33 protein-coding genes and 1 tRNA gene are annotated in these 25,575 nt (G+C 60.6%); 6 read left to right on the top strand and 28 right to left on the bottom strand.

The features are described from left to right. Positions 1–44: 44 nt before the first annotated feature. From AC3WOY_RS16835 to AC3WOY_RS16825, 3 genes are all read left to right on the top strand, one after another. Complete coding sequence (locus tag AC3WOY_RS16835; RefSeq protein WP_492425780.1) at positions 45–2,390, top strand: Tex family protein; 2,346 nt, start codon at positions 45–47, stop codon at positions 2,388–2,390. A 175-nt stretch (positions 2,391–2,565) separates the two neighbouring features. Further along, entirely contained in the window at positions 2,566–2,877 is a 312-nt protein-coding gene (gene grxD / locus AC3WOY_RS16830) for a Grx4 family monothiol glutaredoxin (RefSeq protein WP_492425778.1), read from the top strand. 16 nt (positions 2,878–2,893) lie between these two features. Then, positions 2,894–3,475 (top strand): UbiX family flavin prenyltransferase, encoded by a 582-nt coding sequence (locus AC3WOY_RS16825; RefSeq protein WP_492425776.1) that lies wholly within the window; start codon positions 2,894–2,896, stop codon positions 3,473–3,475. Positions 3,476–3,532: 57 nt separating this feature from the next. Here AC3WOY_RS16825 and AC3WOY_RS16820 read toward each other — a convergent pair. The 6 genes from AC3WOY_RS16820 to petA form a co-directional block, all read right to left on the bottom strand. Further along, positions 3,533–3,608, bottom strand: a tRNA-Thr gene (locus tag AC3WOY_RS16820). Positions 3,609–3,634: 26 nt separating this feature from the next. After that, positions 3,635–4,123 (bottom strand): ClpXP protease specificity-enhancing factor, encoded by a 489-nt coding sequence (locus AC3WOY_RS16815; RefSeq protein ID WP_492425774.1) that lies wholly within the window; start codon positions 4,121–4,123, stop codon positions 3,635–3,637. A 57-nt stretch (positions 4,124–4,180) separates the two neighbouring features. Then, complete coding sequence (locus AC3WOY_RS16810; RefSeq protein ID WP_088706144.1) at positions 4,181–4,792, bottom strand: glutathione S-transferase N-terminal domain-containing protein; 612 nt, start codon at positions 4,790–4,792, stop codon at positions 4,181–4,183. Positions 4,793–4,879: 87 nt separating this feature from the next. Then, the gene (locus AC3WOY_RS16805) at positions 4,880–5,644 is read right to left on the bottom strand and encodes a cytochrome c1 (RefSeq protein ID WP_492425771.1); all 765 of its coding nucleotides are present in this window, start codon (positions 5,642–5,644) and stop codon (positions 4,880–4,882) included. A gap of 23 nt (positions 5,645–5,667) precedes the next feature. Beyond that, positions 5,668–7,071 (bottom strand): cytochrome b, encoded by a 1,404-nt coding sequence (locus tag AC3WOY_RS16800; protein WP_492425769.1) that lies wholly within the window; start codon positions 7,069–7,071, stop codon positions 5,668–5,670. Positions 7,072–7,073: 2 nt separating this feature from the next. Then, complete coding sequence (gene petA / locus AC3WOY_RS16795) at positions 7,074–7,682, bottom strand: ubiquinol-cytochrome c reductase iron-sulfur subunit (protein WP_492425767.1); 609 nt, start codon at positions 7,680–7,682, stop codon at positions 7,074–7,076. A gap of 249 nt (positions 7,683–7,931) precedes the next feature. Here petA and mscL point away from each other — a divergent pair, with 249 nt between their 5' ends. Further along, positions 7,932–8,351 (top strand): large conductance mechanosensitive channel protein MscL, encoded by a 420-nt coding sequence (gene mscL, locus AC3WOY_RS16790; protein WP_492425765.1) that lies wholly within the window; start codon positions 7,932–7,934, stop codon positions 8,349–8,351. Position 8,352: 1 nt separating this feature from the next. Here the strand turns inward: mscL and AC3WOY_RS16785 are convergent, their stop codons facing one another. Both AC3WOY_RS16785 and AC3WOY_RS16780 read right to left on the bottom strand, forming a co-directional pair. Continuing rightward, a complete protein-coding gene (locus AC3WOY_RS16785) occupies positions 8,353–9,057 on the bottom strand; it encodes a response regulator (protein ID WP_492425763.1) in 705 nt (234 codons plus the stop codon). A gap of 79 nt (positions 9,058–9,136) precedes the next feature. Next, positions 9,137–9,889, bottom strand: a complete 753-nt coding sequence (locus AC3WOY_RS16780) for a Nif3-like dinuclear metal center hexameric protein (protein ID WP_492429335.1) — start codon at positions 9,887–9,889, stop codon at positions 9,137–9,139. A 27-nt stretch (positions 9,890–9,916) separates the two neighbouring features. Here AC3WOY_RS16780 and AC3WOY_RS16775 point away from each other — a divergent pair, with 27 nt between their 5' ends. Then, complete coding sequence (locus AC3WOY_RS16775) at positions 9,917–11,065, top strand: Do family serine endopeptidase (protein WP_492425761.1); 1,149 nt, start codon at positions 9,917–9,919, stop codon at positions 11,063–11,065. A gap of 23 nt (positions 11,066–11,088) precedes the next feature. Further along, complete coding sequence (locus AC3WOY_RS16770) at positions 11,089–11,760, top strand: DUF2461 domain-containing protein (RefSeq protein WP_492425759.1); 672 nt, start codon at positions 11,089–11,091, stop codon at positions 11,758–11,760. A 4-nt stretch (positions 11,761–11,764) separates the two neighbouring features. On the opposite strand, the gene tatC is transcribed toward AC3WOY_RS16770, so the two are convergent. The 20 genes from tatC to AC3WOY_RS16670 all read right to left on the bottom strand — a co-directional run bounded on the left by tatC (position 11,765) and on the right by AC3WOY_RS16670 (position 25,494). Continuing rightward, positions 11,765–12,523, bottom strand: coding sequence for a twin-arginine translocase subunit TatC (gene tatC / locus AC3WOY_RS16765; protein ID WP_492425757.1), 759 nt, complete (start codon positions 12,521–12,523; stop codon positions 11,765–11,767). Continuing rightward, a complete protein-coding gene (tatB, locus tag AC3WOY_RS16760; protein ID WP_492425755.1) occupies positions 12,523–13,005 on the bottom strand; it encodes a Sec-independent protein translocase protein TatB in 483 nt (160 codons plus the stop codon). The genes tatC and tatB overlap by 1 nt, the downstream gene beginning before the upstream one ends. 61 nt (positions 13,006–13,066) lie before the next feature. Further along, positions 13,067–13,273: a Sec-independent protein translocase subunit TatA gene (gene tatA, locus AC3WOY_RS16755; RefSeq protein ID WP_492425753.1), complete on the bottom strand. Its 207-nt coding sequence runs from the start codon at positions 13,271–13,273 to the stop codon at positions 13,067–13,069. 51 nt (positions 13,274–13,324) lie between these two features. Continuing rightward, positions 13,325–13,696 (bottom strand): histidine triad nucleotide-binding protein, encoded by a 372-nt coding sequence (locus AC3WOY_RS16750; protein ID WP_492425751.1) that lies wholly within the window; start codon positions 13,694–13,696, stop codon positions 13,325–13,327. A gap of 41 nt (positions 13,697–13,737) precedes the next feature. Continuing rightward, positions 13,738–14,079, bottom strand: a complete 342-nt coding sequence (locus tag AC3WOY_RS16745) for a phosphoribosyl-ATP diphosphatase (RefSeq protein WP_492425749.1) — start codon at positions 14,077–14,079, stop codon at positions 13,738–13,740. Between the two features lie 27 nt (positions 14,080–14,106). Further along, positions 14,107–14,511 (bottom strand): phosphoribosyl-AMP cyclohydrolase, encoded by a 405-nt coding sequence (gene hisI, locus AC3WOY_RS16740; RefSeq protein ID WP_492425747.1) that lies wholly within the window; start codon positions 14,509–14,511, stop codon positions 14,107–14,109. Next, on the bottom strand, positions 14,508–15,272 hold the full coding sequence (gene hisF / locus AC3WOY_RS16735) for an imidazole glycerol phosphate synthase subunit HisF (protein ID WP_492425745.1): 765 nt from the start codon (positions 15,270–15,272) through the stop codon (positions 14,508–14,510). Before hisF ends, hisI begins: the two co-directional genes overlap by 4 nt. 2 nt (positions 15,273–15,274) lie before the next feature. Next, positions 15,275–16,060 (bottom strand): 1-(5-phosphoribosyl)-5-[(5-phosphoribosylamino)methylideneamino]imidazole-4-carboxamide isomerase, encoded by a 786-nt coding sequence (gene hisA / locus AC3WOY_RS16730; protein ID WP_492425743.1) that lies wholly within the window; start codon positions 16,058–16,060, stop codon positions 15,275–15,277. A 49-nt stretch (positions 16,061–16,109) separates the two neighbouring features. Then, positions 16,110–16,748, bottom strand: a complete 639-nt coding sequence (hisH, locus tag AC3WOY_RS16725) for an imidazole glycerol phosphate synthase subunit HisH (protein ID WP_492425741.1) — start codon at positions 16,746–16,748, stop codon at positions 16,110–16,112. A gap of 36 nt (positions 16,749–16,784) precedes the next feature. Then, a complete protein-coding gene (gene hisB, locus AC3WOY_RS16720) occupies positions 16,785–17,381 on the bottom strand; it encodes an imidazoleglycerol-phosphate dehydratase HisB (protein ID WP_325019753.1) in 597 nt (198 codons plus the stop codon). Positions 17,382–17,401: 20 nt separating this feature from the next. Continuing rightward, positions 17,402–18,490, bottom strand: coding sequence for a histidinol-phosphate transaminase (gene hisC, locus AC3WOY_RS16715; protein WP_492425738.1), 1,089 nt, complete (start codon positions 18,488–18,490; stop codon positions 17,402–17,404). Positions 18,491–18,502: 12 nt separating this feature from the next. Beyond that, positions 18,503–19,279 (bottom strand): DNA-methyltransferase, encoded by a 777-nt coding sequence (locus tag AC3WOY_RS16710; RefSeq protein WP_492425736.1) that lies wholly within the window; start codon positions 19,277–19,279, stop codon positions 18,503–18,505. Positions 19,280–19,304: 25 nt separating this feature from the next. Then, on the bottom strand, positions 19,305–20,618 hold the full coding sequence (gene hisD, locus AC3WOY_RS16705; protein ID WP_492425734.1) for a histidinol dehydrogenase: 1,314 nt from the start codon (positions 20,616–20,618) through the stop codon (positions 19,305–19,307). 4 nt (positions 20,619–20,622) lie between these two features. Continuing rightward, positions 20,623–21,273 carry an ATP phosphoribosyltransferase gene (gene hisG / locus AC3WOY_RS16700; RefSeq protein WP_492429333.1) on the bottom strand — a complete coding sequence of 217 codons (651 nt, stop codon included), beginning with the start codon at positions 21,271–21,273 and terminating at the stop codon, positions 20,623–20,625. After that, complete coding sequence (gene murA / locus AC3WOY_RS16695; RefSeq protein WP_492425732.1) at positions 21,273–22,523, bottom strand: UDP-N-acetylglucosamine 1-carboxyvinyltransferase; 1,251 nt, start codon at positions 22,521–22,523, stop codon at positions 21,273–21,275. The genes hisG and murA overlap by 1 nt, the downstream gene beginning before the upstream one ends. After that, on the bottom strand, positions 22,523–22,762 hold the full coding sequence (locus AC3WOY_RS16690; protein ID WP_492425730.1) for a BolA family protein: 240 nt from the start codon (positions 22,760–22,762) through the stop codon (positions 22,523–22,525). The genes murA and AC3WOY_RS16690 overlap by 1 nt, the downstream gene beginning before the upstream one ends. Positions 22,763–22,772: 10 nt before the next feature. Beyond that, positions 22,773–23,528 carry an ABC transporter permease gene (locus tag AC3WOY_RS16685; protein ID WP_492425728.1) on the bottom strand — a complete coding sequence of 252 codons (756 nt, stop codon included), beginning with the start codon at positions 23,526–23,528 and terminating at the stop codon, positions 22,773–22,775. Further along, on the bottom strand, positions 23,525–24,436 hold the full coding sequence (locus tag AC3WOY_RS16680) for an ABC transporter ATP-binding protein (protein ID WP_492425726.1): 912 nt from the start codon (positions 24,434–24,436) through the stop codon (positions 23,525–23,527). The genes AC3WOY_RS16685 and AC3WOY_RS16680 overlap by 4 nt, the downstream gene beginning before the upstream one ends. 123 nt (positions 24,437–24,559) lie before the next feature. Continuing rightward, positions 24,560–24,847 (bottom strand): STAS domain-containing protein, encoded by a 288-nt coding sequence (locus tag AC3WOY_RS16675; RefSeq protein WP_492425724.1) that lies wholly within the window; start codon positions 24,845–24,847, stop codon positions 24,560–24,562. Beyond that, positions 24,847–25,494, bottom strand: coding sequence for an MlaC/ttg2D family ABC transporter substrate-binding protein (locus tag AC3WOY_RS16670; protein ID WP_492425722.1), 648 nt, complete (start codon positions 25,492–25,494; stop codon positions 24,847–24,849). The genes AC3WOY_RS16675 and AC3WOY_RS16670 overlap by 1 nt, the downstream gene beginning before the upstream one ends. Between the last annotated feature and the right edge of the window lie 81 nt (positions 25,495–25,575).

Genomic DNA, 25,575 nt, shown 5'->3' with positions numbered 1-25,575 from the left:
ATTTGCGTATCATCACCCGCTTGTTTTTACCTTTCTGATTCTCCATGCTGCCATCCATCGAACAACGTCTCGCCCTTGAACTCGCCGCCAAGCCGGCGCAAGTCGCCGCTGCCATCGCCCTGCTGGATGAAGGCGCCACGGTTCCCTTCATTGCACGTTACCGCAAGGAAGCCACGGGCGGTCTGGACGATACGCAACTGCGCCTGCTGGAAGAGCGCCTGCGCTACCTGCGCGAGCTCGAAGACCGCCGCGCGGCGATCATCGCCTCGATCGAGGAGCAGGGAAAGATGACGCCGGAACTGCTCGATGCCGTCACCCATGCCGAGGACAAGACCCGCCTCGAAGACTTGTACCTGCCGTACAAACCCAAGCGCCGCACCAAGGCCCAGATCGCAGCCGAAGCCGGCCTGACTGAACTGGCCGACACGCTGCTCGCCAACCCGGCGCTGAACCCGGAAGAGGAAGCCGCCAAGTACATCAAGCCGGCCTTCACGACCGACAACGGCGACAATCCCGGCGTGCCGGATGCGAAGGCGGCACTGGACGGTGCCCGCCAGATCCTGATGGAGCGCTTCGCCGAAGACGCGACGCTGCTGCAATCCCTGCGCGAGTACCTGACCGACCACGGCGTCGTCGAATCCAAGGTGGTCGAGGGCAAGGAAGACGCCGGCGCCAAGTTTGCCGACTACTTCGATTACTCCGAAACGATTGGCACCATCCCGTCGCATCGTGCGCTGGCCCTGTTCCGCGGCCGCCGCGAAGAAATCCTGAACGTTTCCCTGCGCCTCGACAGCGAGGAGGAAAAGCCGAAGTGGGATGCCCCCCACAATCCCTGCGAGAGCCGCATCGCTGCCCGTTTCGGCGTCAGCAGCAAGGGGCGCCCTGCCGACAAATGGCTGGCCGACACGGTGCGCTGGGCATGGCGCGTGAAGGTGTTCATGCACCTCGAAACCGAACTGATGACCAGCCTACGCGAGCGCGCAGAAATCGAGGCGATCAACGTTTTCGCACGCAACCTGAAGGACTTGCTGCTGGCCGCGCCCGCCGGCCCCCGCGCCACCATGGGCCTGGACCCGGGCCTGCGTACCGGCGTCAAGGTCGCCGTGGTCGATGCCACAGGCAAGGTGGTCGACACCGCCACCATTTACCCGCATCAGCCGCGCAATGACTGGGAAGGCTCGCTCCATACGCTGGCACTGCTCGCGCGCAAGCACAACGTCGCGCTGATCTCGATCGGCAACGGCACCGCGTCGCGTGAAACCGACAAGCTGGCGCAAGACCTGATCAAGCAGCAGCCGGAACTGAAACTCACCAAGATCGTCGTGTCCGAAGCCGGCGCATCCGTGTATTCGGCATCCGAATTCGCGTCGCGCGAACTGCCTGAGCTCGACGTATCGCTGCGCGGCGCCGTTTCCATCGCCCGCCGCCTGCAGGATCCGCTGGCCGAGCTGGTGAAGATCGATCCGAAGTCGATCGGTGTCGGCCAGTACCAGCACGACGTCAGCCAGTCGCAGCTCGCGCGTTCGCTGGATGCCGTGGTGGAAGACTGCGTGAACGCGGTCGGCGTGGACGTAAACACCGCTTCCGCACCGCTGCTGGCCCGTGTATCCGGCCTGAATGCAAGCGTGGCGCAGAGCATCGTCAACTACCGCGACATGAAGGGCATGTTCGCCTCGCGCGCCGCGCTGCTGTCGGTACCGCGCCTGGGCGAAAAAACCTTTGAACAGGCAGCCGGCTTCCTGCGCATCATGAACGGCGACAATCCTCTGGACGCTTCCGCGGTCCACCCGGAATCCTATCCGGTCGTCGAGAAGATCCTGGCCGACATCAAGAAGGATGTGAAAGGCGTCATCGGCGACGCGAAGCTGCTGAAGTCGGTCATGCCATCGAAGTATGCGGACGAAAAGTTCGGCGTGCCGACCATCACCGATATCCTGAAGGAACTGGAAAAGCCCGGCCGCGACCCGCGTCCCGAATTCACCACCGCGACCTTCAAGGACGGCGTCGAGGACATCAAGGACTTGCGTCCGGACATGATCCTCGAAGGTGTGGTCACCAATGTCGCGGCGTTCGGCGCCTTCGTCGATATCGGCGTGCACCAGGATGGCCTCGTGCATATCTCCGCACTGTCGAACACTTTCGTCCGCGATCCGCACACGGTCGTCAAGGCCGGCCAGGTGGTCAAGGTAAAGGTGCTGGAAGTGGATGAAAAGCGCCGTCGCATCGCCCTCACCATGCGCCTGAACGACACGGCGCCGGCACCCGGCGCCCGCCCGGAACAGCGCGGCGACCGCAACGATGCGCGCCGCCTGTCGCAGCACCAGCAGCGCGCTCCGCAGCCGGCGGTGAACAACGCAATGGCAGCGGCATTCGCCAAGCTGAAAGGCTGACGCTCCCTTTCCGTAATGAACAGGCGGGACCCGTCCGTCACGGGATCCCGTCTTTTATTTTTTCGGCAAGTTTACGCCGCTTGTCCCTGCAATTTCTCCAGACTTCGCGGCATCGCACCACCCTTTTTCATATAATGGTGGAATTCCCCATTTTTTTAGGCGTAGAGGTAAAACCATGAGCGATGTACAAGCCTGGATCAAAGAAACCGTCACTTCCCACCCCGTCGTGCTGTTCATGAAGGGCACGGCGCAGTTTCCGCAGTGCGGCTTTTCCGGCCGCGCGGTGCAGATCCTGAATGCGTGCGGCATCGAGAACATCACCACCGTCAACGTGCTGGAAGATGCGGAAGTCCGCCAGGGCATCAAGGAGTACTCCAACTGGCCGACCATTCCGCAGCTCTTCGTCAAGGGCGAGTTCATCGGCGGCTCCGACATCATGACGGAGATGTACGAGTCGGGCGAGCTGCAGAACCTGCTGAAGGCCTGAGGCGTCCCCCTTCCCAATGCCTGGCCAGCGCCTGATCGTCGCCATCACCGGAGCAACCGGTGCGATCTACGGCGTGCGCCTGCTGCAGGTGTTGCGCGAGACACCCGGCATTGAAACCCACCTGATGATTTCTGATGCAGGCGTACTGAACCTGCATCAGGAACTCGACCTCGGGCGCAAGGAAGTCGAAGCACTGGCGCATGTCGTGCATAACGTGCGTGACGTGGGCGCGTCGATTGCCAGCGGTTCGTTCCAGTCCGACGGCATGGTCATCGCGCCCTGCTCCATGAAGACGCTTGCCGCTGTAGCGCACGGCCTGTCGGACAACCTGATCTCCCGCGCCGCGGATGTCATCCTCAAGGAAAGGCGCCGCCTGGTTCTGATGGTCCGCGAGACGCCCTTCAATCTGGCCCATCTCCGCAACATGACCGCCGTCACCGAAATGGGCGGCATCATCTTTCCCCCGCTGCCCGGCTTCTACCAGCGCCCGAAGACGATCGAGGAGATGGTGGACCACACCGTTGGCCGCGTACTCGACCTGTTCGCCATCCCCCACACACTGACGCCACGCTGGAACGGGCTGAAGGGCGAAACCTGAGGCAGGCGTGAATGCAAAAAAAAGCCCACGGTCATCGCTGACCGTGGGCTTTTTCATTGGTGCCGGCTGCAGGACTCGAACCCGCCACCTGATGATTACAAATCAACTGCTCTACCAGATGAGCTAAGCCGGCGTAACTTGAAAGTCCCGTATTGTACTTTATTTGATTCGGGTTAGTGTCGGACGCCCGCCTTTTTTTGGCGGACCGCCATTGTCATCGGGACCTCCCTCGGATTCGGTTTCCGAGGCACTGTCCTGCTGTGAGGGAACAGCGGCGAGCGCGGGGCCGCCATGCTTCTCCTCACTGCTCTCATCTTCCTGCTCTTCGGATGCCGCTGGCGTCACTTCAAACGCCATGCCCTGTCCGTTTTCACGAGCATAGATCGCAACGACATTGTCGACCGGAATCGATATCTCGCGCGACACGCCGCCGAAGCGTGCGTGGAAGTTGACGAAATCGTTGTCCATCTTCAATCCGCTGGTCGCGGTAAAGCTGATGTTCAGGACGATCTCTCCATTCTTCACGAACTCGCGCGGCACGAGCGTGCGGTTATCGACCGCGGCGGCAAGATAAGGCGTGTAGCCGTTGTCCGTACACCATTCGTAAATGGCGCGCAGCAGGTAGGGCTTGGTCGAGATTTCAGACATGATTTCCGGTCTTTGGGCAACGCGGCGCCAACGCATCGCGCCGGCGCCCTGCTCGTCTTAACGACGCATGACCTTTTCGGACGGCGTCAGTGCTTCGATGTAGGCGGGGCGGGAGAAAATCCGTTCCGCATATTTCATCAGAGGCGCGGCCGTCTTCGATAGTTCGATGCCATAGTGATCCAGGCGCCAGAGCAACGGGGCAATCGCCACGTCGAGCATGGAAAACTCGTCGCCAAGCATGTATTTGTTCTTGATGAACAACGGCGCCAGCGTCGTCAGGCGGTCACGGATTTCTGCGCGGGCCTTTTCATGCGCTTTTTCCGAACCCTTGGACTTGTCGTTCTCCAGGGTGTGGACGTGGACAAACAATTCCTTTTCGAAATTGAACAGCATCAGGCGCGCGCGCGCGCGCATGAGCGGGTCGGCCGGCATCAGTTGCGGATGCGGGAAGCGCTCATCGATGTACTCATTGATGATGTTCGATTCGTACAGGATAAGGTCGCGCTCGACCAGGATGGGAACCTGGCCGTAGGGGTTCATTACCGAGATATCTTCCGGCTTGTTGAACAGGTCGACGTCACGGATTTCGAAGTCCATGCCCTTCTCGAACAGCACGAGACGGCAGCGTTGGGAAAATGGGCAGGTCGTGCCCGAGTAGAGAACCATCATGTTGTAGTTCCTTAGAAACAAAAGGGTGAGACGTCGTACGGCTCACCCTAAAACAATTGCCCGCACCTTGCGATGCGGGCAGAGACTTTACTTGATTTCTTTCCAGTACGACTTGTTCAGCAACCAGGCAAGAACCATGAAGAAGCTGAGGAACAGCAGCACGATGACGCCGAGGCGCTTGCGTTTGTTCTGTGCCGGTTCTCCCATCCACTCGAGGTAGGCGACCAGGTCGGCCGTTGCGCTGTCAAAGTCGGTCGCGGACAGCTTGCCCGGCTTGACCTGCTCGAAACCGGCAAACTTGTGCACGGTCTTGCTGGCGTCGTGCGGATCCTTCTCTTCGGCGAACTTCGCAGCGCGAACACCTTGCAGTTCCCACATCACGTGCGGCATGCCGACGTTCGGGAATACAAGATTGTTCCAGCCGGTCGGACGGGTATCGTCCTTGTAGAACGTACGCAGGTAGGTGTACAGCCAGTCCGGACCGGAGCCTTCACCCGATGCTTTCGCACGCGCGATGACCGACAGGTCCGGCGGCACTGCGCCGAACCATTCCTTTGCGTCCTTGGCAGCCATCGACACCTTCATCAGGTCGCCGACCTTGTCGCCGGTGAACAGCAGGTTGTTCCTGATCTGCTCTTCAGTCAGGCCGATATCGGTCAGGCGGTTGTAGCGCATGGCCGACGCAGAGTGGCAGTTCAGGCAGTAGTTGACGAACAGCTTGGCGCCGTTTTGCAGCGCGGCCAGGTCCTTGGTGCGGTTTGGAGCCTGATCCAGCGGGAAAGTCGCTTCACTGGCGAACGTAACCGCCGGAACGAGTGCCAGGACCGCAATCAGTTTTTTCAACAAGTTCATGGTTCTTATATCCCTTTTGCGGCTTAGTGCGGGTGGAACGTGACACGGTCGGGCGCGGCCTTGAACTGGCCCATCTTGCTCCACCACGGCATCAGCAGGAAGAAGCCGAAGTAGATGAAGGTGCAGATCTGGGCAACGAGGGTGCCCACCGCAGTCGGCGGTTGCACGCCGAGGTAGCCGAGGATCACGAACGCGACACCGAACACCAGATAGACGTAGCCGTGGGCAGCCGGACGATAGCGGATCGACTTGACCGGGGAATGATCAAGCCACGGGAGGCCGGCCAGGATCATTACGGACACGCCCATCAGCACAACGCCCCAGAACTTCGCATCGAACACGAACATGCCGATCAGCGCGGCAACGCCGACGATCAGGATGCCGAGCTTGGTCGAACCGTTCAGCTTCGACTTCAGCATGACCAGCGCGAGGTACGCTGCCAGGCCGATTGCCAGGTACAGCATGAACTCGGAGGTCGTTGCACGCAGGATCGAGTAGAACGGCGTGAAGTACCAGACCGGTGCGATGTGCGGCGGGGTCTTCAGCGGGTCAGCCGGGATGAAGTTGTTGTACTCGAGGAAGTAACCACCCATTTCCGGTGCGAAGAACACGATGGCGCTGAACACGATCAGGAAGACCGCGGCACAGAACACGTCGTGCACCGTGTAGTACGGATGGAACGGGATGCCGTCGAGCGGAACGCCGTTGGAGTCGGTCTTTTCCTTGATTTCCACGCCGTCCGGGTTGTTGGAACCCACTTCGTGCAGCGCAACGATGTGCGCAACGACCAGGCCCAGCAGCACCAGCGGGATGGCGATCACGTGGAAGGAGAAGAAGCGGTTCAGCGTTGCATCGGAAACGACGTAGTCACCGCGGATCCACAGCGACAGGTCCGGGCCGATGAACGGAATCGCGCCGAACAGGTTCACGATCACCTGTGCGCCCCAGTAGGACATCTGGCCCCAGGGGAGCAGGTAGCCGAAGAAGGCTTCTGCCATCAGGCACAGGAAGATGCCGACGCCGAACAGCCAAACCAGCTCGCGGGGCTTGCGGTAGGAACCGTAGAGCAGGCCGCGCAGCATGTGCAGGTAGACGACGATGAAGAAGGCGGATGCGCCGGTGGAGTGCATGTAGCGCACCAGCCAGCCCCAAGGCACGTCGCGCATGATGTACTCGACGGAAGCGAACGCGAGGTTGGCGTCCGGCTTGTAGTGCATCACGAGGAAGATGCCGGTCACGATCTGGATCACCAGCACCAGCAGTGCGAGCGAACCGAAGGCATACCAGTAGTTGAAGTTCTTCGGCGCGTAGTACTCGGACAGGTGCGCCTTCCAGGTCGAGGTGACCGGGAAGCGGGCATCGAACCAGTTCAGGGTCTTGGCGGACAGCGGAGCGTCAGCGGGAAGCTTTTTTTCTTGGAATGCCATGGTTATGCTTCACCTTTCTCATCTTTGCCGATGATCAGCTTGGTATCGCTGAGGTACATGTGCGGCGGAATCTCGAGGTTGTCCGGTGCCGGCTTGTTCTTGAACACGCGGCCGGCGAGGTCGAACGTGGAACCGTGGCACGGGCAAAGGAAACCGCCCTGCCAGTCGTCCGGCAGAGACGGCTGTGCGCCCGGCTGCAGCTTGGTGGTCGGGGAGCAGCCGAGGTGGGAGCAGATACCGACGGCAACCAGGATCTCCGGCTTGCGCGAACGATAGGCGTTGCGTGCGTATTCCGGGGTCAGTTCGTTCGGGTTGCGTTCGGACTTGGGGTCGGCAACCTGGCCGTCGGTCTTCTTCAGCGACTCGACCATTTCCGGCGAACGCTTCAGGATCCAGACCGGCTTGCCGCGCCATTCGACGGTCTTCAATTCACCCGGCGCGAGGCCGGCAATGTCAACTTCAACCGGAGCGCCGGCGGCCTTGGCCCGCTCGGACGGCTGGAAGGTCGACACAAAGGCCCCCGCTGTGGCCAGGCCAGCCACACCGCCCGCCGCACACGTCGCGACGAGCAAGCCACGTCGACCGGAATCGACCTGCTTTTCGTTACTCATACCAACCCCAATCAGTGAAAAAGCGAAAATCTGTAGGAAAGTTCAGCAACCTTAGATTATAGCTGACGGGACATTTGAATTAAAGTGAATATGAAAGACTTTGCGCGGCTTTCGGGAACTTTTTCATGCAATTTCGTACACTCGCGCAAGCATAGCGGCAAAAGTCGTCCAAAGTCTGTCATAGTCGCAGGAGCCCACGCCATCCAAGTGCGGCAATTGCGTTTTTAACAACAATAAAGGGGTAATTCGATGGGAATGATGCAGGAATTCAAGGCGTTTGCCATCAAGGGGAATGTGATCGATCTTGCGATCGGCGTGATTATCGGCGCCGCCTTTTCGAAGATTGTAGACTCGATGGTCCAGGACCTGATCATGCCGGTGGCAGGCAAGCTGTTGGGCGGACTGGATTTCACCAACTACTACCTGCCACTCAACAACCAGGGGACACACCTGGCACTGGCCGAGGCAAAGAAGGCGGGTGCAGTGTTCGCCTATGGCAGCTTCATCACGATCCTGTTGAACTTCATTATCCTGGCCTTCATCATCTTCCAGATGGTACGCGCACTGAACAAGGCGAAGAAGGAAGAGCCGGCCCCCGCAGCCGAGCCGGCTCCCACGCCGGAAGAAGTTGTGCTCCTGCGCGAAATCCGGGATTCGCTGAAGAAGTAAGCTAGCGCTTCGCGAGCGGCCGGCCGATCTGCAGCAGGCCGCGGCGATGCGCTTCGTACACCGCCTCGCCGCGAGAATGGACGGCCAGCTTGCCGTAGATATTTTTGATGTGGGTTTGCACCGTGCCGACAGAGACGGAAAGCGTCTTTGCCACGTCGCCGTAGCTTTCGCCCTGCGCGATCAGATCAAGGATGGCGGCTTCACGCTTCGTCAGTGTCGTGGCATCGCCGTTCTGGGCGGTTTGCGTTGCTGCCGGCTTCTTCCCATCCCTCACCTTTGCCAGCACCATCCGCGCAATCGCCGGACTCATCGGCGCTCCGCCTGCACGAAGGTCGAGTACCGCACGGGCAATGTCCATCTTGCCGGCATCCTTGAGCACGTAGCCCGAAGCGCCAGCCTCGATGCAGGCAAGCACATTAGCCTCGTCGCTCATCATGGTCACCACCATGATGTCCGTATCGGGATAACGACGTGTGCAAGCATGGATGATGTCGATTCCGGAACCGTCAGGCAAGCCGAGATCGGTCATCAGGACGTCGGGCGCCCCTGACTCCAGCCAGGCAAGTGCCGGCTGGACGCTGTCGAAGGCGTCCAGCAGCTTCAGGCCGGGATCGGATTCAATGGCCAGGCATAGCGTTTTCCGTGTTACGGCATCGTCTTCGACGATCAGCACTCCCACTGGAGTGCGCGGTGTTTCTTGGAGCATATTCATTCCCTCACTGCCAGTAATGATACATTGTCCATCGTGCATTGAGGAAAAATGACCGACTCTTGGTAGACACGTTCTATACAGGGTTGGCGATATCGATAAAGCGGTGCTCGATGTCGAATTGTTGCGCCAGGTGGTTCCCCAAGGCTTGCACTCCGAATCGCTCCGTCGCATGGTGCCCGCACGCAAGGTAGGCTACCCCCGCTTCGCGCGCCAGGTGGACGGTGGGTTCAGACACCTCTCCGCTGAGATAAACGGACGCACCCGCGGCAATGGCGTCCCCGAACATGTTTTGGGCCGCCCCCGTGCACCAGCCTATGCGCGCCACCGGCTGCTCGGGATCTCCGATGAGCAGCGAAGCGCGGCCCAGACGCTCCTCAACCACTTGCGCAAGCCTGCCCACCGTCGTCACTGCAGCATCGGCAGGCACGCCGAGCCAGCCGAGGTCGTTTTCGCCAAACCGGCCATCCGGAACCAGGCCGAGTTGGCGGGCCAGTTGCACGTTATTGCCGAATTCAGGATGCATGTCCAATGGAAGATGATAGGCGAACAGATTGATGTCCTGCCCCAGGAGCAGCTTCAGGCGCCGGTGCTTCGGTCCGATCACGCGCGCGTCCTCACCGCGCCAGAAGTAGCCGTGATGAACCAGGACGGCGTCGGCATCCGCATCGGCTGCGGCCTCCAGCAGGGCGAGGCTGGCAGTAACGCCGGTAACGAGTTTCTTGATGACGGGACGCCCTTCCACCTGCAGGCCGTTTGGGCAATAGTCGCGAAAGCGGTTAATATCGAGCGTTTGCTCGAGATATCTGGCAAATTCTTCCCTGTTTATTGATCCACGGCTCATTTCTTCACCTCTATGCAACGTCTCTGGCTTCTGTTTGCGCAAACCGTCACGGTCGGTCTGGCGATCTGGTTCATTGTAGCGACCTTGAAGCCGGAATGGGCCGCCAGCGGCCGCCCCTCACGCGTTGCATCGTCCGTGCCGATGATGGAGGCGCCCGCCTCGGCCAGCCCAGGGCAAAGTTCGTATCGTGATGCGGCAAGGCTCGCGATGCCGGCCGTCGTGAACATCTTCACGACCAAAGGTGCTCGCCAGCCGAAGACGCCGTTCATGGATGATCCGCTGTTCCGCCGCTTCTTCGGCGAGCAGGAGGACCGCCAGTTCAGTCTGGGTTCCGGCGTCGTGGTCAGCCCCGAAGGTTACATCCTGACCAACAACCACGTGATCGAGACGGCGGACGAAATCGAGATTGCACTGGCGGATGGACGCAAGGCGGTAGCGAAAGTGGTCGGCACGGATCCGGAAACGGACCTCGCGGTGGTCAAGATCAATCTCCAGAACCTCCCTGCCATTACGCTGGGACACGCGGACCAGGCCAAGGTCGGCGACGTGGTGCTCGCCATCGGCAACCCGTTCGGGGTCGGCCAGACGGTGACCATGGGGATCATTTCGGCACTGGGGCGCAATCATCTCGGCATCAATACCTTCGAGAATTTCATCCAGACGGATGCGGCGATCAATCCGGGCAATTCGGGCGGCGCGCTGATCGATGCAAACGGCAACCTGCTTGGCATCAATACCGCAATCTATTCGCGCAGCGGAGGTTCGCTTGGCATCGGCTTCGCCATCCCGGTCACTACGGTGAAGTCGGTGATGGAATCGATCATCAGCACCGGACAGGTGGTGCGCGGCTGGATCGGCGTGGAACCGCAGGACATCACGCCGGAACTCGCGGAGAGCTTCGGACTCGCGAAAAAATCCGGCGCCATCATCGCCGGTGTCCTGAAGGGCGGTCCGGCGGACAAGGCCGGCATGCGTCCCGGGGACATCCTTGTGGCAGTGGAAGGCAAGCCGGTCAGCGATACGACCGACATGCTGAACCTGATCGCCCAGCTCACGCCGGGCAACAAGGCGAAAATGACTTTGCTGCGCAAGGGCCAGGAAGCGAGTGTCGATGTGATTGTCGGCAAGCGCCCGCGCCCCCGCCGGGAAGACCAGGAATAACTGTCGAGAGCGAGGTTGATCGCATGCATACACGCGACCTGATCCAGTTTCTGTCCGAGCTGTCGGAGAACAACAATCGCGCGTGGTTCGTGATGAACAAGCCGCGCTACGACATCCTGCGCGCCGAGTTCCTCGAACTGGTCACGCAGCTCATCGCCGATATCAGCAAGTTCGATCCGGCGGTGGCCGGTTGCAATCCGAAAAAGGCCCTGTTCCGCATCAACCGCGACATGCGCTTTTCGAAAGACAAGAGCCCCTACAAGACGACCTTTTCCGCGGCGATCACCGCGAGCGGACTGAAGAAGCCCAGCCAGGGTGGTGGCCCCGCCTACTACTTCCATATCGATGCGAATGGAATGCTGCTCGTGGCGGGCGGTGAGTACAGGCCTCCGTCGGGGCGGCTGAAAACGATTCGCGACCATGTGGTCGCGGATGCCTCCGGGTTTGGCAAGGTTCTGAAAAACAAGAAGCTGAAGGAACGCTTCGGCGATCTTCAGGACGAGGGCAAGCTGGTGCGCCCGCCAAAAGGATTCGATGCCGATGCGCCGCACATCGAATACATCAAGATGAAGAGCTTTATCGTCTGGACGGAAACTGGCATCAAGAAAAAGATTCCGACGGATCTCGGCAAGGAAGTGGCTGCCGGATTCAAAGATGCATATCCACTGGTTGCCTGGCTACGCCAGGCAAAATAAGGGATCAGGCCGTCTCTTCCGGGGCCTGCGTCGCGCGGGCAAATATCGGCGCGACAAGCAGGCCCAGCTCGTACAACAAGCACAGCGGAATCGCCAGCAGCAGCTGGCTGACCACGTCGGGTGGCGTGACGATCGCGGCAATGACAAAGGCGGCGACGATCATGTAGGGGCGGAATTCCTTCAGCTTTTCCACCGACACGATTCCCATCCGCACCAGCACAATCACCACAATCGGCACCTCGAACGTGATGCCGAACGCAATGAACATCGTCATCACGAAGCCGAAATAGCTTTCGATATCCGGCGCCACCGCCACTGAGGCCGGAGCGAATTCGTTGACGAACTTGAACACGGTGCCGAACACGAAGTAGTAGCAGAACGCCACGCCGGCCAGGAAAAGCAGGGAAGACGAAACCACCAGCGGCGCGACGAGCTTCTTCTCGTGCTCGTACAGGCCGGGCGCAACGAAGGCCCATGCCTGGTAAAGCACGACAGGCAAGGCAATCAGGAAGGCCACCAGCAAGGTTACCTTCACCGGAATCAGGAACGGGGTGATGACGCCGGTGGCAATCATCTTGCTCCCCACGGGGAGCGCGGACATCATCGGCTGCGCCAGCAGATCGTAAATCTTGCCCGCGAACGGCATCAGCCCCAGGAACACGACAATGACGGCCACCAGCGCCTTCATGAGGCGGTTGCGCAGCTCCACGAGGTGCGAGACGAAGGTTTCTCCCGGAGGAGTCGAGTTTTGGTCGTCGGTCATCAGTGGAAGGATGCGGGTGTCTTGCGGGCGCCTGCGGGCCGGTATTTCGCGACGCGCGCGGCGCCGGAAATCACGCGGGTCCTGCGGCCGCTCTGTTTTTTGTACCAGGAGGGAATCGCGGAGGTGCGGGCCAGTTTCTTCTTGCGGAAGTCCTTGGCCTTGACCGCCATCTGGTTGGGCTCTTCAGGTTCGAGCAGCGGATTGCGCAGGGCTTCCTGCACGTCGGATTCCAGCTCCGCGAAGTTCGAGGCGATGGACTGCTCGACATCGCTGGCGGCCTCCTGCACATCCTTGTGCATCTTGCGCAGCTCCTCCAGCTCGATCTCGCGGCTGACTTCGGCCTTGACGTCGCTGATATAGCGCTGTGCACGGCCGAACAGGGTACCCGCCATGCGCGCCACCTTGGGCAGGCGCTCGGGGCCGACAACGACCAGCGCAACGACGCCGATCAATGCGAGTTTGGAAAGACCGAGATCAATCATGACGAAAAGGCAAGTGCCGGTGCGTGCACGGCGTCAGGGATGCAATGCGAAACCGCGTGCATCAGCTCTTCTTTTCCTTTGCGTCGACATCGATGGTCGCCTTGTCGGTCGCGGTGGCGGACTTGTCTTCCTCGCCCTTGACGCCGTCCTTGAAGCCCTTGACGGCCTTGCCGAGGTCAGAACCGATATTGCCGATCTTCTTGGTACCGAAGATCAATACGACCACAACCAGCACGATCAACCAGTGCCAAATGCTAAACGAACCCATTACTTTCTCCTAAGCGGACGCTTGCGTCCTTCAAACAAATAAACTGCCGGCTTACCGCTGCCCGCGCCATGGACGAGGACCGCCGATGACATGCAAATGGAGATGGTACACCTCCTGACCGCCATCCGGTCCGGTATTGAACAGCGTCTTGAAACCGCCGCTGCCCGCACCACCATCCACCGAGGTGTAACCGCATCCCTGCTCCTGCGCCAGTTTCGGTGCAAGGAGCATCATCTTGCTCAACAGGGCCGCATGACTGTCATTGCAATCCGACAGTGAAGGGATATGTTGTTTCGGTACGATCAAGACATGTACCGGCGCAGCAGGATTGATGTCATGAAAGGCGATGAGATCGTCGTCTTCATACACGGTCTTTGACGGAATCTGCTTGGAAGCGATTTTGCAGAAGATGCAGTTTGTCATGGCTTTCCCGTTGATGGATCAAAGAATTTTCATCAATCTGGTCAATCAGGCTGACGGCTCGCCTTTTCCTCGATACCAGAGAGTCCTTCCCGCCGGGCAAGTTCCCTCAGAACATCTTCCGGCGTCAAATTGAATTGTGCCAGCATGACCATGGAATGGAACCAGAGGTCGGCGCATTCGTAGAGGACCTTGGATTTGTCGCCGCTGGCGCGCGCATCTTTCGCGGCCATGACGGTTTCTGTCGCCTCTTCGCCGATCTTCTTCAGGATGGCGTCGTCACCCTTGCTGAACAGACGGGCAACATAGGACTTGTCAGGGTCGCCACCGTTGGCGGGTTTGCGGGACTCGATGACGTCGGCCAGGCGTTTCAGGATTTCACTCATGGGGTGGTCGGGCGAGGCCCGCCGTGTTTATTTGTAGATGCTTTCCGGGTCCTTGAGAACCGGGTTGACGGCTTGCCAGTCGCCCTTGTCGCCGCTGCCCTCGAACTTCTGGAAGAAGCAGGAATGCCGCCCGGTGTGGCAGGCGATGCCGCCGGTCTGCTCGACCTTCAGCAGGACGACGTCCTCGTCGCAATCGAGGCGGATCTCATGCACTTTCTGGATGTGGCCGGACTCTTCGCCCTTGTGCCACAGCTTCTTGCGGGAGCGGCTCCAGTAGACAGCCTCGCCGAGCTCCACCGTCTTCGCAAGCGCGTCGCGGTTCATCCAGGCGAACATCAGGACATCGTTGCTGCCGACTTCCTGGGCGATCACCGGCACCAGGCCGTGCTCGTCCCATTTCACCTTGTTCAGCCATTTGGCACTGATGCTCATGCAAGCCTCATCGGAATACCTTGCCCGGACATGAACTGCTTGGCTTCCTGCACCGTGTGCTGGCCGTAATGGAAGATGCTTGCGGCAAGCACGGCGTCAGCCTTGCCGAGCTTGACGCCGTCCGCGAGGTCCTGCAATCCCCCGACACCACCGGAAGCGATGACAGGAATCGACACGGCATCGGAGACAGCGCGGGTCAATGCAAGGTCGAAGCCGCTCTTGGTGCCGTCGCGGTCCATGCTGGTGAGCAGGATTTCGCCGACGCCAATGCTTTCCATTTTCTTAGCCCATTCGACTACGTCGAGGCCGGTCGGCTTGCGGCCGCCGTGGGTGAAGACTTCCCATTTGCCTTCGCCGCTCTTCTTGGCATCGATCGCCACGACGATGCATTGCGAACCGAACTTGTGCGCGGCTTCCTGCACCATCTGCGGATTGGCCACGGCAGTGCTGTTGACGCTGATCTTGTCGGCGCCGGCATTAAGCAGGCGGCGCACGTCGTCGACGGTGCGCACGCCACCGCCAACGGTCAGCGGAATGAAGACCTGGGAGGCGACATCTTCGATGATGTGCAGGATCAGGTCGCGGTTGTCGGAGGTCGCGGTGATGTCGAGGAAGGTGATTTCGTCCGCGCCCTGCTCGTCATAGCGGCGCGCGATCTCGACCGGGTCGCCGGCGTCGCGCAGCTCGACGAAGTTGACGCCCTTGACGACGCGGCCATTGGTCACGTCGAGGCAAGGGATGATGCGTTTTGCCAAAGTCATGCTTACTCTTCTTCCGCCTCTTCGAGGCCGCTGAGCTCGTCAGCGCGTTGTTGCGCGGCACGCAGGTCGAGCGTGCCTTCGTAGATGGAGCGGCCGCAGATCACGCCTTCGATGCCTTCGTCCTGCACTGCGCACAGGGATTCCACGTCCTTGATGTTGTGCACGCCGCCGGAGGCGATGATGGGGATCTGGACAGCTTGCGCCAGCTTGACGGTGGCGTCGATGTTCACGCCGGCCATCATGCCGTCGCGACCGATGTCGGTGTAGACGATGGCTTCGCAGCCGTAGTCTTCGAACTTCTTCGCGAGGTCGATTACTTCGTGGCCGGAGAGCTTGCTCCAGCCGTCGGTGGCGACCTTGCCGTCCTTGGCGTCAAGGCCGACGATGATCTGCCCCGGAAAGGCGCTGCAGGCATCGTGCAGGAAACCGGGATTCTTCACGGCAGCCGTGCCGATGATGATGTAGGACAGGCCGTCGTCGAGGAAGCGTTCGATGGTGTCGAGGTCGCGGATGCCGCCGCCGAGCTGCACGGGGATTTCGTCGACGTCGTTTTCGAGCGCGTAATCGCGGACTGCCTGGATGATGGCCTTGACCGCAGGTTCGTTCTTGGGCTTGCCGGCGAACGCGCCGTTCAGGTCCACCAGATGCAATCGTCGTGCGCCTTGGGCGAGCCAATGTCGTGCCATCTGTCCCGGATCATCCGAGAACACGGTGGCTTGGTCCATATCGCCTTGTTTCAGGCGCACGCAATGACCGTCCTTGAGGTCGATGGCAGGTATGAGCAGCATGGCTACATTAGGTGGGTGTGGTTGTGGTCAAGGGGTTGAACAATAACGACTATGGATTCCAGTCTACAAAGTTCTTGTACAGGCGCAATCCCGCCGCCGCACTTTTTTCCGGGTGAAACTGGGTAGCAAATATATTGTCTTTTGCCACGGCGCACGCGAAAGGGGCGCCGTAGATGGTTTCGCCGGCCACGTTTGCCGGGTCGGCGGGAACTGCGTAATAGCTGTGCACGAAGTAGAAGTAGCTGTTGTCAGCAATGCCATTCCACAACGGGTGGGACAATGTCTGTTTCACACGGTTCCAGCCCATCTGGGGCACCTTGAAGCGCGAACCGTCCTCTTGCACCAGTCCGTCGAGACGGAAACGCACGACCTTGCCGGGCAGCAAACCGATGCCGGGGGTATCGCCTTCTTCACTCCAGTCGAACAGTAACTGCTCACCTACGCATACGCCGAGCATCGGCTTGGTGCGCGTCGCTTCCACAACGGCATCCTGCAGGCCGGATTCGCGCAGGCAGCGCATGCAGTCGGGCATCGCGCCCTGCCCCGGCAAAACGAGCCGGTCGGCAGATTTGATGTCGGCCAGTTCGCCGGAAATGCGCACATCCGCTTCCGGCGCGACATGCCGCAGAGCCTGCGCGACGGAACGCAGGTTGCCCATGCCGTAATCCACTACAACAATCTTTTTCATGTCAGAGGGGGTTGTCAGTCCGCGAAGCCGTCGCGGTTAAAGACTGCCTTTCGTCGAAGGAATCGTTCCTGCAGCACGCGGATCGAGTTCGGCGGCCATGCGCAGCGCGCGGCCGAATGCCTTGAACACGGTTTCGCACTGGTGGTGTGCGTTCTCGCCGCGCAGGTTATCGATATGCAGGGACACCAGGGCATGGTTGACGAAGCCCTGGAAGAATTCATGGGTCAGGTCCACGTCGAAGGCACCGATCATCGAACGCTTGAAGGGGACGTGGAATTCCAGGCCGGGACGGCCGGAGAAGTCGACGACAACGCGCGACAGCGCCTCGTCGAGGGGTACATAGGCATGGCCGTAACGGCGGATGCCCTTCTTGTCGCCGATGGCCTTGGCGAAAGCCTGGCCAAGCGTAATGCCGACGTCTTCGACGGTATGGTGGGCGTCGATATGCAGATCGCCTTTCGCTTCGATGTCGAGGTCGATCAGGCCATGGCGGGCGATCTGGTCGAGCATGTGGTCGAGGAAAGGCACGCCGGTGTTCAGCTTTTGCTGGCCGGTGCCGTCGAGGTTGATCGCAACGCGGATCTGCGTTTCGTTGGTATTGCGAGTGACCTCGGCAATGCGTGACGTGGACATGTTAATGGGGACTACCAAAGTTACGAAGCAAGCGATGCCTTCATGGCATCGAGGAATATCCGGTTCTCTTCCGGAGTGCTGACTGTCACCCGAAGGCAGTTTTCCAGCAATGGATGCATTTTACCGACATTTTTGATCAAAACCTTACGATCCAATAATGCAGAAAATACACCGTCGGCCGAAATCGCCGGATTTTTCACGCGGATGAGCAGGAAATTCGCTGCCGAGGGGAAAACCTCGACGCCTTGCAGGGCCGCCAGATCCGCGATCAGCTTGGTCCGCTCCCAGCGCAGCGAGGTCGCCTGGGCATCCAGCACATCGACGTGATCGAGCACGAATTCGGCTGCCGCCTGGGTCAGCACATTCACATTGTACGGCGGGCGCACTTTGTCGAACTCGGCCAGCAGCGCGCCGCTGCAGGACATGTAACCCAGGCGAATCCCCGCGAGGCCGAGCTTGGACACGGTGCGCATGACGACGAGATTGTCGAAATCCGGCAGGCGCGGCATGAAAGTCGCCTGTGCGAAAGGCTGGTACGCCTCATCCACGATCACCACGCCCGAATCGCCAACCGCACGGATGATCTCGACCATATCGTCGGCATCGAACAGGTTGCCCGTCGGATTGTTGGGGTACGCCAGATAAGTGATCGCTGGCTTATGTTCCTCGATCGCTGCAAGCATGGCAGCCTTGTCCAGGGTGAAGTCCGGCTTGAGCGGAACGCCGACGAATTCCATGCCCGCGAACTTGGCGGACATGGAATACATGACGAATCCCGGAGTCGGCGCCAGCACTTTTGCCCCCGGCTTGGCGCAGGCGACCGAGACAATGGTAATGAGTTCGTCGGAGCCGTTGCCGAGGATGACATCGAAGCCGGCGGGCACGCCCAGCTGTGTGCAGATCTTCGCCTTGAGCTCGGTATAGGACGGCACCGGATAGCGGTTCAGCGCCACATCGGACAGGCGGCGGCCGAGTTCTTCCCGCAGCGTTTCCGGCAGGACGTAGGGATTCTCCATCGCGTCCAGCTTCACGAAGCCGCCGGCGTCCGGCACATGGTAGGCGGAAAGCGCGCGGACTTCGGGACGGATGATGTTTTCGATCAGGGACATGGTGTTCTGCTTTCAGGCTGCTTCGGGCTCGGGCTTGTCGACCTCGGCCAGACGGTTTTCGATCAATGCACAGTAATCCGGATTCAGTTCGAATCCGACGAAATTCCTGCCGCTGCGCTTCGCCGCGACGGCGGTCGTGCCGCTGCCCATGAAAGGATCCAGCACGACACCATCCGGCGGGCAGGATGCCTTGAGCATGCGCTCGACGATCTCCAGCGGCTTCTGCGTGGGATGGTCGGCGCGCTCGCGGTGTTCTCGGTGCAGGCGGGACACGCTCCACACATCCTTCGGGTTGTAGCCGATTTCCAGCCATTTCGCGCCGACAAAGATCGAGCGGGAACGCGCCTTCTTGGTCTCGGCGTCATACGGGATACGCACCGCGTCGAGGTCGAAATAGTAGTCTTTCGCCTTCGCGAAAAAGCCGATGGTGTCGTGCACCGACGAAAACTTGCGGGTGCTGCCCCCCATCGACGGCACGCGGCGGTCCCAGATGATTTCGTTGACCATCGTCATGCGCTTTTTCAGCATGACGAAGATTTCCGGCGAGTAGCGCCACGTCAGGAAGATGTACAGGCTGCCATTGGGCTTGAGCTTGGGCAGCGCCGCATCGACCCATTGTTCGGTCCAGCGCAGGTAGGCTTCGGCGTCGAGCTTGTCGGAGTCGTTGCCGTAGTCCTTGCCGAGTCCGTAAGGTGGATCGGCGATCAGCAGGTCAATGCTGCCGTCGGGAATGCGGGCAAAGCCCTGCAACGCATCTTCACAGAAGACACGATTGAGCCAGGACGTCACAACTGCACCCGCAAGCCGAGGGCTTTCATTTCAGGCGGTACTCGGCAGAACCTGCATGTGCCTGCAGGCCTTCGCCATAGGCGAGTTCGGCGGCGACCTTGCCGAGCGTACGGGCACCGGCCTCGCTCACGTGGATGATGCTGGAGCGCTTCTGGAAATCGTAGACACCCAGCGGTGACGAGAAGCGCGCGGTGCGGGAAGTCGGCAGCACGTGGTTCGGGCCGGCGCAGTAATCGCCCAGCGATTCGGAGGAGAAGCGGCCGAGGAACATCGCGCCGGCATGGCGGATCTTGTCGGCCCACTGTTGCGGATTCTCGGTGGAGATCTCGAGATGCTCCGCGGCGATCATGTTGGCGATCTCGCAGGCTTCTTCCATGTCGCGCACCTTGACCATGGCGCCGCGATTGACCAGCGAGGTGCGGATCACGTCCTTGCGCGGCATGGCATCGAGCTGGCGGTTGATGCTGGCTTCGACCTTCTCGATGTACGCGGCATCCGGGCAGACGAGGATGGACTGCGCAAGTTCGTCGTGCTCGGCCTGCGAGAACAGGTCCATGGCGATCCAGTCGGGATCGGTCGTGCCGTCGCAGACCACGAGGATTTCGGACGGGCCGGCGATCATGTCGATGCCGACGATGCCGAACACGCGGCGCTTGGCAGCGGCGACGTAGGCATTGCCGGGGCCGACGATCTTGTCGACCTGGGGAATCGTTGCGGTGCCGTATGCGAGTGCGCCGACTGCCTGCGCACCGCCGATGGTGAATACGCGATCGACGCCGGCAATTGCCGCGGCGGCCAGCACCAGCTCGTTCTTCACGCCACCGGGGGTGGGAACGACCATGATGACTTCCTGCACGCCGGCGACCTTGGCCGGGATCGCATTCATCAGCACGGACGAGGGATAGGCCGCCTTGCCGCCCGGGACATAGATGCCGACGCGGTCGAGCGGCGTTACCTTCTGGCCGAGGACAGTGCCGTCGGCTTCGGTGTAGGTGAAGCCGTCGCCGCCGGTTTCTGCCTTCTGGCGCTCGTGGTAGGCGCGCACGCGATCGGCTGCAATTTGCAGAGCGTTGCGACGTTCTGGACTTAGGCTTTCGAGGGCGCGCTGCAGTTCGGGCTTGCCGATTTCGAGGCTTGCCACATCGGTTGCACTGAGCTTGTCGAACCGGTTGGTGTATTCGATCACAGCAGCATCGCCGCGCGCCTTCACGTCCGCGAGGATTTGTGCGGCTGCGCGGTCGATTGCCTCGTCTTCGCTCGCTTCGAACGCGAGCACGGCGGAGAGCTGCGCCTTGAAGTCCGGCTGGGTGGAATCGAGTTTGCGAATCTGGATGGTCATGGCCTTATTCCGCTTTCGATGCCTTTTCGAAGGCTTCCAGGATGGGCTGCAGGCGTTCGCGCTTGAGCTTGAGCGCAGCCTGGTTCACGACGAGGCGCGAGGAGATGTCCATGATGTGCTCGACTTCGACCAGGTTGTTCGCGCGCAGCGTGCTGCCGGTGCTGACAAGGTCGACGATGGCATCGGACAGGCCGACCAGCGGGCCGAGCTCCATCGAGCCGTACAGCTTGATCAGGTCGACGTGTACGCCCTTGGCGGCGAAATGCTCGCGTGCGCACTTCACGTACTTCGTCACCACACGCAAACGCGCGCCCTGGCGGACGGCATTGGCGTAATCGAAACCGGAGGGTACGGCGACCGAGAGGCGGCATTTCGCGATGTTCAGGTCGATCGGCTGGTAAAGTCCTTCGCCGCCATGCTCGAGCAGCACATCCTTGCCGGCAACGCCGAAGTCGGCCGCGCCATACTGGACGTAGGTCGGCACGTCAGAGGCGCGCACGATGATGACGCGCACAGCCGGATCGTTGGTCGGCAGGATCAGCTTGCGCGACTTTTCCGGATCTTCGGTGACGGTAATGCCGGCTGCCTGCAGCAGCGGCATCGTCTCTTCGAAAATGCGGCCCTTGGACAGCGCGAGGGTCAGTTGCTGGCTCATCATTTCACCCGCTGGATGTTGGCGCCGACGGCGGAGAGCTTGGCTTCCATGCGGTCGTAGCCGCGGTCGAGGTGATAGATGCGATCGACCAGCGTCTGGCCTTGCGCGGCCAGCGCGGCGATCACCAGCGATGCCGATGCGCGCAGGTCGGTTGCCATCACCGGCGCACCGACGAGCTTGTCCACGCCCTGCACCACCGCGGTGTGCCCGTCGATATCGATTGACGCGCCGAGGCGGTTCAGCTCCTGCACGTGCATGAAGCGGTTTTCAAAGATGGTTTCCGTTACGCGGCTGCTGCCGTCGGCGATACAGTTGAGCGCCATGAACTGCGCCTGCATGTCGGTGGGGAAGCCGGGGTATTCGGTCGTGCGGAAGCTGACTGCCTTCGGACGTGCCGCCATCTGGACGCGGATCCAGTCCGGGCCCGTGGTCAGGATGGCGCCTGCTTCGCGCAGCTTGTCGAGGGCGACGTCGAGGATGTCGCTGCGGGTGTTCTTCAGCGTGACATCACCACCGGCTGCCGCAACGGCGCAGAGGAAGGTGCCGGTCTCGATGCGGTCCGGGATCACGTTATGGGAAGCGCCATGCAGCTTGTCGACACCCTGGACCACGAGGCGGTCGGTACCGATGCCTTCGATCTTCGCGCCCATCTGCACCAGCAGGTTGGCGAGGTCGGTCACTTCCGGTTCGCGCGCAGCATTTTCCAGGACGGTTTCGCCTTCGGCCAGCACTGCGGCCATCAGCAGGTTCTCGGTGCCGGTCACGGTGATCATGTCGGTGACGATGCGCGTGCCCTTGAGCTTCTTCGCCTTGGCATGAATGTAGCCTGCCTCGATGGCGATATCGGCGCCCATGGCCTGCAAGCCCTTGATGTGCTGGTCGACGGGACGCGAACCGATCGCGCATCCGCCCGGCAGGGACACCTTGGCCTCGCCGAAGCGCGCAACCAGCGGGCCGAGCACGAGGATGGACGCGCGCATGGTTTTCACCAACTCATACGGAGCCTCGAGTTTTTCGATGGCACCGCCGTTGAGCGACATGCGGTCGCCGTCCTGCTCGACGCGCAGGCCCATCTGGCGCAGCAGCTTGAGCATGGTGTTGACGTCCTGCAGGTGCGGGACGTTGGACAGCTGCACGGTGTCGGCGGTGAGCAGGCCGGCACACAGGATGGGCAGGGCCGCATTCTTGGCACCGGAGATATTGATTTCACCCGACAGGCGATTGCCGCCGGTAATAAGCAGTTTGTCCATTACTGTTGCTGGAATTCTTCAGGGGTCAGGGTTTTCATCGACAGCGCGTGGATTTCCTGGCGCATGCGATCGCCGAGTGCGGCGTACACGAGCTGATGGCGCTGGATGGGACGCTTGCCTGCAAAAGCCGGCGATACGATCACCGCGCTGAAATGTTGGCCGTCGCCTTCAACGTCGAGATGGGTACATTCAAGGCCGGCGGAGATATAGCTTTTGACAAGCTCGGGAGTGGGAAGCATGGTTCTACCTTTAGTGGCGCAGTTTGTAACCGCTCTTCAGCAGGCGGATGGCAAAGCCTGCGAGCAGAAGGAAAAATACGCTGACGATGATGAAACTGGTCGATGGGTCAACGTCGGACTGGCCGAAAAAGCCATGACGGAAGCCATCAATCATATAAAAAAACGGGTTGAAGTGCGACACCGTTTGCCAGAACGCGGGCAGCGAGTGGATCGAGTAGAACACGCCGGACAGGAAAGTCGCAGGCATGATCAGGAAGTTCTGGAAGGCGGCGAGCTGGTCGAATTTTTCCGCCCAGATACCGGCGATCAGCCCCATGGTGCCAAGGATAGCCGCGCCCAGCAGGGCAAAGATGACAATCCACCACGGCGCGTGGAACGAAATATCCGCCACCCACGCTGTTACAGCGAACACGCCAGTTCCCACTGCAAGGCCGCGCACGACCGAAGCGAGCACATACGCACCAAACAATTCCCAGTGCGAAAGCGGCGGCAGCAGCACGAACACGAGGTTGCCGGTGATTTTGGACTGGATCAGCGAAGATGAGCTGTTGGCGAACGCATTCTGCAGCACGCTCATCATCACCAGGCCGGGGATCAGGAACGAGGTGTAGCGCACGTCCGGGTAGACCTGCACATGATCTTCCAGCACGTGGCCGAAAATCAGCAGGTACAGCATCGCGGTCAGGATCGGCGCAGTGATGGTCTGCATCGCCACCTTCCAGAAGCGCAGCACTTCCTTGTAGAGCAATGTGCGGAAACCGGTCATTTCTCGCCCTCCATGATCTGGATGAACACGTCTTCCAGGTCGGCCTGCTGCAGCTGCATGTCTTCGATCACCGCGCCGGCCTCGCGCAGGCGGGCGAGGATCGGTTCGACTTCCGTGTATTCGTTGACGCGCAAGGTGTACTTGTTGCCTGCAATGAGCTCGTCGGGGTGCGAAACCAGGGGCTTGAGGCCGTCAGGCAGCGCGCCTTTCGCGAGCCGGACAACCAGCTGCGAACCGGAAATGCGCTTGATCAGCGCGGAGGTGGAATCGAGTGCCACCACCTTGCCGGCCTTCAGCATCGCAATGCGGTTGCAGAGCGCCTGCGCTTCTTCGAGATAGTGCGTGGTCAGCACGATGGTGTGTCCCTCGCGATTGAGGCGCGCGATGAACTTCCACAGCGTCTGGCGCAATTCAACATCGACGCCGGCGGTCGGCTCGTCCAGCACGATGACCGGCGGCTTGTGGACCAGCGCCTGGGCGACCAGGACGCGGCGCTTCATGCCGCCGGACAGCGCGCGCATGTTGGTGTCGGCCTTGTTCGTCAGGTCGAGGTTGGCCATCACCTCGTCGATCCACTTGTCGTTGTTCTTCAGGCCGAAATAGCCGGATTGCATGCGCAATGTTTCGCGCACGGTGAAGAACGGGTCGAACACAAGTTCCTGCGGAACGACGCCCAGACGCTTGCGTGCCTCGCGATAATCGCGCACGACATCGTGACCATGGATGGAAACGCTGCCGGAATCAGCGCGGTTGAGGCCGGCGACGATCGAGATCAGGGTTGTCTTTCCGGCGCCGTTCGGGCCGAGCAGTCCAAAAAATTCACCCTGTTCGATGGACAGCGTCACGCCGCCAAGCGCCTGCAGCGACTTGTAGCGTTTTTCGACATTGACGATTTGGAGAGCAGCCATGCTGGCTTGATTTTCCTGAAGGGCTGGCGACGGATCGCGGAAAGGTGCGATGCGAGCGGCGAAACCCTTGATTATATTGGATTTCCCGGCAGGAAGCCGGATCTGGAGACTGACCTGTCGGGGTCAATGATGCGGAAGGTCTGCGCGGGGTGAAGTATGGAGCAGCTCGTCCACGTCATACAAGTGGACCAGGCTTTGGAGATTGGCGGGAAGATTGCTGAATACCAGCGATTTGCCGTTGCTGCGCGCCGCCCGTTGCCAGGCCAGCATGGTGGCAACGGCGGCGGAATCGACCACGGTCAGCTCGCCGAGGTCGATCTGCGTCTGCCCGTCGGCGATCGCGCGTAATCCGGCGTCAAGCACGGATTTCGCATTGTGCACGGTCAGTGTCAGGGCGGGACGGTAGGTCATCAGGACTTGGCGGTCTTGGCCGCACTGGCGGCGAGGCGCTTGTTGCGGTCGGACAGGGTCTTGATCAGGCCGTCGATGCCGCCCTTGCTGATTTCCGCCGCAAAGTTGCCTTTGTAGGTCTCGACCAGCCATGCGCCCAGGACGTTGACGTCGTAAATCTTCCAGCCGGAAGGCGATTTTTCCAGGCGATAGTTGAGCTGGATGGGATCCCCGCCACGCGGTTGCAGGACCTGCGAGCGCACTTCAACTTCGGTATCGCCGGCGTCGCCCCGCATCGGTTTGAACTCGAGCTTCTGGTCCTTGACCTGCGAAATGGCGCCAGAATAGGTATAGACCAGCAGGGTGCGGAATTCATTGGTCAACTGCTTCTGCTGCTCGGGGCTCGCTTCACGCCAGAATCGGCCGGCGGCCAGTGCGGTCATGCGCTGGAAGTCGACATGCGGCAGGATCTTGGCTTCGACGAGTTCGAGCACACGCTTCTGGTTGCCCGACTGGATATCCTTGTCGCTCTTGGCGGTCTCGAGCACTTCCTGGCTGATGCGCTTGACCAGGGCATCCGGGGCTTCCTGCGCCACTGCTGCCGGCGCAAACGCCAGGCCTGCGAGCGCAAGACCGGCAACTGCAAACAATTTCTTGAAAACGTTCATATCTTCCTGGGTAGTAAAGGCGGACTGGCTGAGTGTCCGTGACAGGTCGGTACAGCCCGATAACCGGTATCGTACCAAACG

The organism is Noviherbaspirillum sp. FW303-A3, assembly GCF_058788695.1.
Note: the sequence above shows the minus strand (reverse complement) of the source record. Positions and strands in the feature narration are given on the sequence as shown.

What these genes read in the sequence shown, in the direction of transcription:
- AC3WOY_RS16835 (WP_492425780.1), top strand. Translation starts at nt 45, where the DNA reads ATGCTGCCATCCATCGAACAACGTCTCGCCCTTGAACTCGCCGCCAAG.
- grxD (WP_492425778.1), top strand. Translation starts at nt 2,566, where the DNA reads ATGAGCGATGTACAAGCCTGGATCAAAGAAACCGTCACTTCCCACCCC.
- AC3WOY_RS16825 (WP_492425776.1), top strand. Translation starts at nt 2,894, where the DNA reads ATGCCTGGCCAGCGCCTGATCGTCGCCATCACCGGAGCAACCGGTGCG.
- AC3WOY_RS16815 (WP_492425774.1), bottom strand. Translation starts at nt 4,123, where the DNA reads ATGTCTGAAATCTCGACCAAGCCCTACCTGCTGCGCGCCATTTACGAA.
- AC3WOY_RS16810 (WP_088706144.1), bottom strand. Translation starts at nt 4,792, where the DNA reads ATGATGGTTCTCTACTCGGGCACGACCTGCCCATTTTCCCAACGCTGC.
- AC3WOY_RS16805 (WP_492425771.1), bottom strand. Translation starts at nt 5,644, where the DNA reads ATGAACTTGTTGAAAAAACTGATTGCGGTCCTGGCACTCGTTCCGGCG.
- AC3WOY_RS16800 (WP_492425769.1), bottom strand. Translation starts at nt 7,071, where the DNA reads ATGGCATTCCAAGAAAAAAAGCTTCCCGCTGACGCTCCGCTGTCCGCC.
- petA (WP_492425767.1), bottom strand. Translation starts at nt 7,682, where the DNA reads ATGAGTAACGAAAAGCAGGTCGATTCCGGTCGACGTGGCTTGCTCGTC.
- mscL (WP_492425765.1), top strand. Translation starts at nt 7,932, where the DNA reads ATGGGAATGATGCAGGAATTCAAGGCGTTTGCCATCAAGGGGAATGTG.
- AC3WOY_RS16785 (WP_492425763.1), bottom strand. Translation starts at nt 9,057, where the DNA reads ATGCTCCAAGAAACACCGCGCACTCCAGTGGGAGTGCTGATCGTCGAA.
- AC3WOY_RS16775 (WP_492425761.1), top strand. Translation starts at nt 9,917, where the DNA reads ATGCAACGTCTCTGGCTTCTGTTTGCGCAAACCGTCACGGTCGGTCTG.
- AC3WOY_RS16770 (WP_492425759.1), top strand. Translation starts at nt 11,089, where the DNA reads ATGCATACACGCGACCTGATCCAGTTTCTGTCCGAGCTGTCGGAGAAC.
- tatC (WP_492425757.1), bottom strand. Translation starts at nt 12,523, where the DNA reads ATGACCGACGACCAAAACTCGACTCCTCCGGGAGAAACCTTCGTCTCG.
- tatB (WP_492425755.1), bottom strand. Translation starts at nt 13,005, where the DNA reads ATGATTGATCTCGGTCTTTCCAAACTCGCATTGATCGGCGTCGTTGCG.
- tatA (WP_492425753.1), bottom strand. Translation starts at nt 13,273, where the DNA reads ATGGGTTCGTTTAGCATTTGGCACTGGTTGATCGTGCTGGTTGTGGTC.
- AC3WOY_RS16750 (WP_492425751.1), bottom strand. Translation starts at nt 13,696, where the DNA reads ATGACAAACTGCATCTTCTGCAAAATCGCTTCCAAGCAGATTCCGTCA.
- AC3WOY_RS16745 (WP_492425749.1), bottom strand. Translation starts at nt 14,079, where the DNA reads ATGAGTGAAATCCTGAAACGCCTGGCCGACGTCATCGAGTCCCGCAAA.
- hisI (WP_492425747.1), bottom strand. Translation starts at nt 14,511, where the DNA reads ATGAGCATCAGTGCCAAATGGCTGAACAAGGTGAAATGGGACGAGCAC.
- hisF (WP_492425745.1), bottom strand. Translation starts at nt 15,272, where the DNA reads ATGACTTTGGCAAAACGCATCATCCCTTGCCTCGACGTGACCAATGGC.
- hisA (WP_492425743.1), bottom strand. Translation starts at nt 16,060, where the DNA reads ATGCTGCTCATACCTGCCATCGACCTCAAGGACGGTCATTGCGTGCGC.
- hisH (WP_492425741.1), bottom strand. Translation starts at nt 16,748, where the DNA reads ATGAAAAAGATTGTTGTAGTGGATTACGGCATGGGCAACCTGCGTTCC.
- hisB (WP_325019753.1), bottom strand. Translation starts at nt 17,381, where the DNA reads ATGTCCACGTCACGCATTGCCGAGGTCACTCGCAATACCAACGAAACG.
- hisC (WP_492425738.1), bottom strand. Translation starts at nt 18,490, where the DNA reads ATGTCCCTGATCGAAAACATCATCCGTCCCGAAGTCCGCGCGCTTTCC.
- hisD (WP_492425734.1), bottom strand. Translation starts at nt 20,618, where the DNA reads ATGACCATCCAGATTCGCAAACTCGATTCCACCCAGCCGGACTTCAAG.
- hisG (WP_492429333.1), bottom strand. Translation starts at nt 21,273, where the DNA reads ATGAGCCAGCAACTGACCCTCGCGCTGTCCAAGGGCCGCATTTTCGAA.
- murA (WP_492425732.1), bottom strand. Translation starts at nt 22,523, where the DNA reads ATGGACAAACTGCTTATTACCGGCGGCAATCGCCTGTCGGGTGAAATC.
- AC3WOY_RS16690 (WP_492425730.1), bottom strand. Translation starts at nt 22,762, where the DNA reads ATGCTTCCCACTCCCGAGCTTGTCAAAAGCTATATCTCCGCCGGCCTT.
- AC3WOY_RS16685 (WP_492425728.1), bottom strand. Translation starts at nt 23,528, where the DNA reads ATGACCGGTTTCCGCACATTGCTCTACAAGGAAGTGCTGCGCTTCTGG.
- AC3WOY_RS16680 (WP_492425726.1), bottom strand. Translation starts at nt 24,436, where the DNA reads ATGGCTGCTCTCCAAATCGTCAATGTCGAAAAACGCTACAAGTCGCTG.
- AC3WOY_RS16675 (WP_492425724.1), bottom strand. Translation starts at nt 24,847, where the DNA reads ATGACCTACCGTCCCGCCCTGACACTGACCGTGCACAATGCGAAATCC.
- AC3WOY_RS16670 (WP_492425722.1), bottom strand. Translation starts at nt 25,494, where the DNA reads ATGAACGTTTTCAAGAAATTGTTTGCAGTTGCCGGTCTTGCGCTCGCA.